This window comes from Spirillospora sp. NPDC046719 (genome assembly GCF_040645715.1).
Taxonomy (GTDB): domain Bacteria; phylum Actinomycetota; class Actinomycetes; order Streptosporangiales; family Streptosporangiaceae; genus Spirillospora.
In genome coordinates this window covers 10,745-16,730 of record NZ_JBEYYT010000195.1, presented here as the reverse complement: position 1 = coordinate 16,730, position 5,986 = coordinate 10,745, and the positions used below count along the sequence as shown (strand labels likewise).

Genomic DNA, 5,986 nt, shown 5'->3' with positions numbered 1-5,986 from the left:
CCGGCGTTCTGTTGGGCTTCCGCGACGACCACGGGCCGTCCGGGGGCGGCCTAGGGGGCCCGGACGGGGCATCGAGCGCACGCACCGCCCGATACCCTTTGCGCGTGAGTACTTCCAGCGTCTCGGGGGCGCTCGACGCCTGGCGCGACCTCCCCGCACTGCAGCAGCCCGAGTGGGACGACCCGGCCGAGGTCCGTGCCGTCGCCGCCGAACTCGCCGCCCAGCCGCCGCTCGTGTTCGCGGGCGAGTGCGACCAGCTCAAGGCCCGGCTCGCGGAGGTCGCGCGCGGCGAGGCGTTCGTCCTGCAGGGCGGCGACTGCGCGGAGACGTTCGAGGGATCGAACGCCGACGCGGTCAAGAACAAGCTCAAGACGCTGCTGCAGATGGCGGTGGTGCTCACGTACGCCGCCAGCGTGCCGGTCGTGAAGATCGGCCGGATGGCGGGGCAGTTCGCCAAGCCGCGCTCGAAGCCGTCGGAGGTGCGCGGCGGCGTGGAGCTGCCCGCCTACCGGGGCGACGCGGTGAACGGCTTCGCGTTCGACGCCGAGTCCCGCCGCAACGACCCGCACCGGCTGCTGCGCGCCTACCACTGCTCGGCGGTGACGCTGAACCTGTGCCGGGCGTTCACCAAGGGCGGCTACGCCGACCTGCGGCAGGTGCACGCCTGGAACCAGGACTTCGTGGCGACGAGCCCCTCGGGCCGCCGGTACGAACAGCTCGCCGGGGAGATCGACCGGGCGCTGACGTTCATGAAGGCGTGCGGGGTGAGCCCGGACGAGTTCCACAGCGTGGAGTTCTACTCCAGCCACGAGGCGCTGCTGCTGGAGTACGAGCGGGCGCTGACCCGGATCGACCACCTCAGCGGCCTGCCCTACGACGTGTCGAGCCACTTCCTGTGGATCGGCGAGCGGACCCGGCAGCTGGACGGCGCGCACGTGGAGTTCCTGCGGCACATCCGCAACCCGATCGGGGTGAAGCTCGGCCCCACGACCACCGCCGACGACGCGCTGGCGCTGATCGACACGCTGAACCCGGAGCGGGAGCCCGGCCGGCTGACCTTCATCACCCGGATGGGCGCGGGCCGGATCCGGGACGCGCTGCCGCCGCTGATCGAGAAGGTGGACCAGAGCGGCGCGCCGGTCGCGTGGATCTGCGACCCGATGCACGGCAACACCTACGAGGCGCCGAGCGGGCACAAGACGCGGCGGCTGGACGACGTGCTGGACGAGGTCGCCGGGTTCTTCGAGGTGCACCGGGCGCTCGGCACGCACCCGGGCGGCATCCACATCGAGTTCACCGGCGACGACGTGACCGAGTGCACGGGCGGCGGCCACGGGCTGGCGGAGGACGACCTGCACCAGCGCTACGAGACGGCCTGCGACCCGCGGCTCAACCGCGGCCAGTCGCTGGACCTGGCGTTCATGGTCGCGGAGCTGTACCGCAAGTCGTCCTGACGAGCGGTCCGGGCACGGCGCGTCACGCCTCTCTGGGCGGGCGCGCCGTTCTCATGCCGGGGCGCGCCCGGCCGGCGGTGGCGACGAACGATCTTCGAATCGGCGCGGCCGGCTCCGGAGGCCGTGTCAGATGCTGACCTCGGCCCAGACGACCTTGCCGCCGGTGACCGGGTCGGCGCCCCACGAGGTGGCGAACCGGTCGACGATGAACAGGCCGCGGTGGGACTCGTCGAGGGGGCCGGGGACGGTCAGCCGGGGCAGCTGGGCGGCGCGGTCGCGGACCTCGACCCGGACGCGCCCGGTGCCGCGCAGCAGGCGCAGCTCCAGCGCCGTCCCGGCATGCCGGACGGCGTTGGCGACCAGTTCGGCGACGATCGCGGTCACGAGCTCTTCGCGCTCCATGAGCGCCCAGGTACGCATGGTGCGGGCGGCGAGGCGGCGCGCGTACTCGACGGCCTCCGTCTGCGGGGCCGCGCGCAGCGTGGTCTCGGTCATCGGGTCGGTCACTCCGCCCGCTCGCCGTTCCGCATCGTGTGCCGTCCCGTCCGGTGCGGCCGCCGGGATCCGGGCGGCGCGGTCTCAGCGTCCATCGGCGGGCGCCTCCTCCGCCGGACCCTCGATCAGGAAGCGGTCGAGGCCGGTCGTGCGCAGCACGTTCTCCACCCGGCCGTAAGCGCCGGTGACCGTCAGCGTGGCGTTCTGCGCCCGGGCGTGCTTGTACGCGCGGACGAGGACGTTGAGGCCGGACGAGTCGCAGAAGTCGACGGCGGTGAGATCGACCACGACCGTGCGCTCACCGGCGTCCACGAGTTCGGCCAGCCGGGCCCGTAGCTCGTCGGAGGAGTGCAGGTCTATGGAGCCGCGCGCGGCGATCGTCGCACGGCCGTCCTGTCGTGTCGTGTGCAAGGCAAGCCCCACGCCACCCCACCTTACCGATTGTTGGTCTCCATCATGACGCCCGCAGAACGATGAGGGCAACGTCGTCGTTCGAGGGTTCGGGGCCGAAATCGCGCACCGCTCGCTGGATGCGGGCGGCGACGGCCCCTGCGCTCAGCCCGGTGCAGCCGGCCAGCAGCCGCTCCAGCCCGTGGCCGTCGCCGAGCAGCCGGTTGCCCGAGCGCCGCTCGGTGACGCCGTCGGTCACGCACAGCAGCACCTCGCCGCGGCGCAGCTCGAGGGTGTCGGTGTGGAACTCCACACCGTCGAACACGCCGAGCAGCGGCTGGGGGGTGGCGGCCTCGCGGACGCCGCCCTCGGGGTCGAGCACCAGCGGGGGCGGGTGCCCCGCGCTCGTCAGCCTGATCGTGACGCCGTCGCGGCGGCGACGCGCCGCGATCTCGCCGTGCAGCAGGGTGAGCAGCCGCCCGCGCTCGCCCTCGCCCAGGATCAGCCGGTTGAGGCGGGCGAGGACGCCCGGCACCGACATGTCCTCGGCGGCCAGGATGCGCAGCGCGTGCCGGGCCAGGCCGGTGACGGCGGCGGCCTCCGGTCCGGTGCCGCACACGTCGCCGATCGCGAACCGCCAGCGGGACGGGGTCTGCGGGGCGCCGGGCCGGACCCCGGACTCGAACACGTCGTAGAAGTCGCCGCCGACCTCGCTTCCCTCCCCCGCCGGCTCGTAGACGACCGCGACCTCCAGGCCGGGGATCTCCGGGATGCCGGGCGGGAGCAGGCTGCGCTGCAGGGCGCTGCTCATGGCGGTCTGGGCGGAGAACAGGCGGGCGTTGTCGACGGCGAGGGCGGCGCGGCGGCTGAGCTCCTCGGCCAGCTCGATGGCGCTGCGCTGGAACCGGTCGCCGGCGGGGCGGCCGATGACGATGCTGCCGATGCGGCGGCCCCGGGCGATCAGCGGGAACGCGTAGACCTGGTCGTCGGCGGTGTCGCCGGCGGCGGCGCGGACGTCCTCCGGTGCGCCGGCGAGGCCGTTCCAGGGGCCGGGGGCGTCCATCGGCGGGGCGGAGCTGGCCTGGTCGAGCAGGTCGCGCAGGCCGTCGGCGCGGGTCTCGTCGGCGTGCCAGACGTAGGCGAGCCGCGCCGGCTCGGCCTCGGTGACGGTGTAGACGGCGCACCAGGTGGCGAGCCGGGGCACGACGAGCTGGGCGACCAGCGCCATCGTCCGTTCCTGGTCGAGGGTGCCGGCGAGCAGGTCGCTGGCCTCGGCGACGAAGCTGAGCCAGCCGCGCCAGGACCGTTCCAGCTCCCCCACCCTGGCCTTCTCCAGGGAGAGCGAGATCTCGTCGGCGAGGCGGCCGAGGCGGGCGCCGTCGGCCTCCTCGAACCGGCCGGGGGCCGACGAGACGGCCACCAGCAGGCCGGTGAGGCGGCCCTGCGACTCCAGCGGGGCGGCTGCCAGCGAGCCGGCCCGCAGCGCGGCGGCGGCCGGGTCGGCGGCGCCGGGGGCCACCCAGGGCGAGCCGGCGCGGACGGCGGGGGCGAGGCCGCCCACCGTCAGGCCGCCGAGCGGCATCTCCGCGGCCGTGCCGCCGGAGGCGCCCATGATCAGGCGCCCGTCGCGCTCGGTCAGCTGGACGGCCGCGCCGTCGGCGCCGAGCACCTCGCGGACGGCCGCGACCGCCTCCTCCATGGCCTCCACCGCGGCCGGGGAGCGCAGCAGCCCGTCGCCGGCGGCGGGCGTCTCGCCCATGCCGTCGGCGTCGAGGCGCTCGCCGCCGAGCCGGTCGTCGCGGGGCTGGGCGCCGGGGACGCCGGGCTCGAGCCCGGTCTCGGCGGCCTTGTCGAGGCCGGCGAAGCCGCGTGCGGCCCGTTCCGCGCGGGCGACGCCGGGGGCCGGCTCCGCCTCCGCGGCGGTGTCGTCGGACGCGCCCGGCTCGGCGCCTTCCACGTCGGCGCCCGGACGGGGCAGCCGGAACCAGACGCCCTTGGTGCGGCGGTCGTAGGAGACGCCCCAGGAGGCGGCCAGCCGGGCGATCGACGGCAGGCCGCGTCCGCTGGACGCGGTGACGCCCGGCATCTCGATCCCGCGGGTGGGGTGGCGGTCGCGGACCTCGATCTCGATGTCGCCGCCCTCCAGGCGGCAGGACACCTCGAAGGAGGTGCCGGCGTAGGCGACCGCGTTGGTGGCCAGCTCGCTGGTGGCCAGGACCGCGTCGTCGGCGGCCTCGTCCATGCCCCAGTCGGCGAGCACCTTGCGGACGAAGCGGCGCGCGTCCGCCACCGCCGCGGCGGCGGACGGGAAGGTCGCCGACGCCGTCTGCCGATCCAACTGCCGTCCCTCGTTCGAAGCCTGCTTACCGGGTCTGGCCATCGTGGCAGACCGTGCGGCCACCCGGCCACGAGAGTGCCGAACCGGGGCCTTGCGATGCCTCTGACCTCGGTGTCCGGCTCTCCGTCACAACACGACAGACCGTAACACGAAGACTACGGCCCCCGATCCATGACCTATGCCGCTTGTCACTCGTGAGCGAGCGATTCGGGCTCTGGAACGGGCGGCAACGTAGAGTACTGGTGCGGCCGGGAGGCGGTCCGGAAAGACCGGCCCGCCGCGCCGGGCACCCGGCGACCGCGGGCCAAGAGGAAGAGGAACAATGCCGCGTACAGCGTCCCGTGCCCGCCCCGCGGGCGGGTCTCGCGACACCACTCCGCGTTACAGCGACGCCGATCTCGCGCCGCTGTTGAAGGCGCTGGCCGCCGTCCGGGACGGCCGGACGGGGACCGAGCTGGACGTGCCCGGCGAGGGCGCCGTGGCGGAGGCCGGGGCGATACTGGACGAGATCCGGCAGAACGGGCATGAGGTGGCGTCCGGGCTGGCCCGGGTGCGGCGCGAGATCGGCCGCGAGGGGCAGCTGCGCGGGCGGCTGACGCCGGGGAGCCTGCGGGGGTCGTGGGCGTCGGCGGTGGAGGACGCGAACGCGATCATCGACAAGCTGACCGACCTGGCCACCGGGATGCACCGGGTGGTGGAGGCGGTGGCGGCCGGCGACCTGAGCCAGCGGGTGGAGCTGCGGGTGCGCGGCCGGCCCATGCGCGGCGAGCTGCTGCGGATGGCCAAGTCGGTGAACGGCATGGTCGAGCTGCTGGACCAGTTCACCTGGGAGGTCACCCAGTTCGCCCGGGAGGTCGGCACGGAGGGCCGGCTCGGCGGCCAGGCCCCGTCGCGCGGCATGACCGGCCGCTGGCGGGACGTGACGGCCTCGGTGAACGTGATGGCGGCGCGGCTGACGTCGCAGGTCCGCGACATCGCCGAGGTCACGACGGCGGTGGCGCAGGGCGACCTGACCCGCAAGGTCACGGTCGAGGCGACCGGTGAGCTCCAGGAGCTGAAGCTCACCGTGAACCAGATGGTGGACCAGCTGTCGGCGTTCGCCGACGAGGTCACCCGTGTGGCCCGCGAGGTCGGCACCGAGGGGCGCCTCGGCGGCCAGGCGAACGTGCGGGGCGTCAGCGGCGTCTGGAAGAACCTGACCGACAACGTCAACGCGATGGCGAACAACCTGACCTACCAGGTCCGCAACATCGCGCAGGTCACCACCGCCGTCGCCGAGGGCGACCTCGGCAAGAAGATCACCGTCGAC

The 5,986-nt window shown here is 74.5% G+C and carries 5 protein-coding genes; 2 read left to right on the top strand and 3 right to left on the bottom strand.

Annotated elements, in window-relative coordinates; all coding sequences use genetic code 11:
- The first annotated feature begins 104 nt into the window (after positions 1-104).
- Positions 105-1,454, top strand: coding sequence for a class II 3-deoxy-7-phosphoheptulonate synthase (locus tag ABZ914_RS28840; RefSeq protein ID WP_500197021.1), 1,350 nt, complete (start codon positions 105-107; stop codon positions 1,452-1,454).
- Positions 1,455-1,580: 126 nt separating this feature from the next.
- On the opposite strand, the gene ABZ914_RS28835 is transcribed toward ABZ914_RS28840, so the two are convergent.
- From ABZ914_RS28835 to ABZ914_RS28825, 3 genes are all read right to left on the bottom strand, one after another.
- Complete coding sequence (locus ABZ914_RS28835; protein ID WP_067469847.1) at positions 1,581-1,949, bottom strand: ATP-binding protein; 369 nt, start codon at positions 1,947-1,949, stop codon at positions 1,581-1,583.
- Between the two features lie 84 nt (positions 1,950-2,033).
- The gene (locus tag ABZ914_RS28830; RefSeq protein WP_500197019.1) at positions 2,034-2,372 is read right to left on the bottom strand and encodes an STAS domain-containing protein; all 339 of its coding nucleotides are present in this window, start codon (positions 2,370-2,372) and stop codon (positions 2,034-2,036) included.
- 31 nt (positions 2,373-2,403) lie between these two features.
- The gene (locus ABZ914_RS28825) at positions 2,404-4,677 is read right to left on the bottom strand and encodes a SpoIIE family protein phosphatase (protein WP_500197018.1); all 2,274 of its coding nucleotides are present in this window, start codon (positions 4,675-4,677) and stop codon (positions 2,404-2,406) included.
- Between the two features lie 322 nt (positions 4,678-4,999).
- On the opposite strand from ABZ914_RS28825, the gene ABZ914_RS28820 reads away from it, so the two are divergent.
- The coding region (locus ABZ914_RS28820; RefSeq protein WP_500197017.1) for a HAMP domain-containing protein at positions 5,000-5,986 on the top strand (987 nt) is incomplete at its 3' end.

What these genes read in the sequence shown, in the direction of transcription:
- ABZ914_RS28835 (WP_067469847.1), bottom strand. Translation starts at nt 1,949, where the DNA reads ATGACCGAGACCACGCTGCGCGCGGCCCCGCAGACGGAGGCCGTCGAG.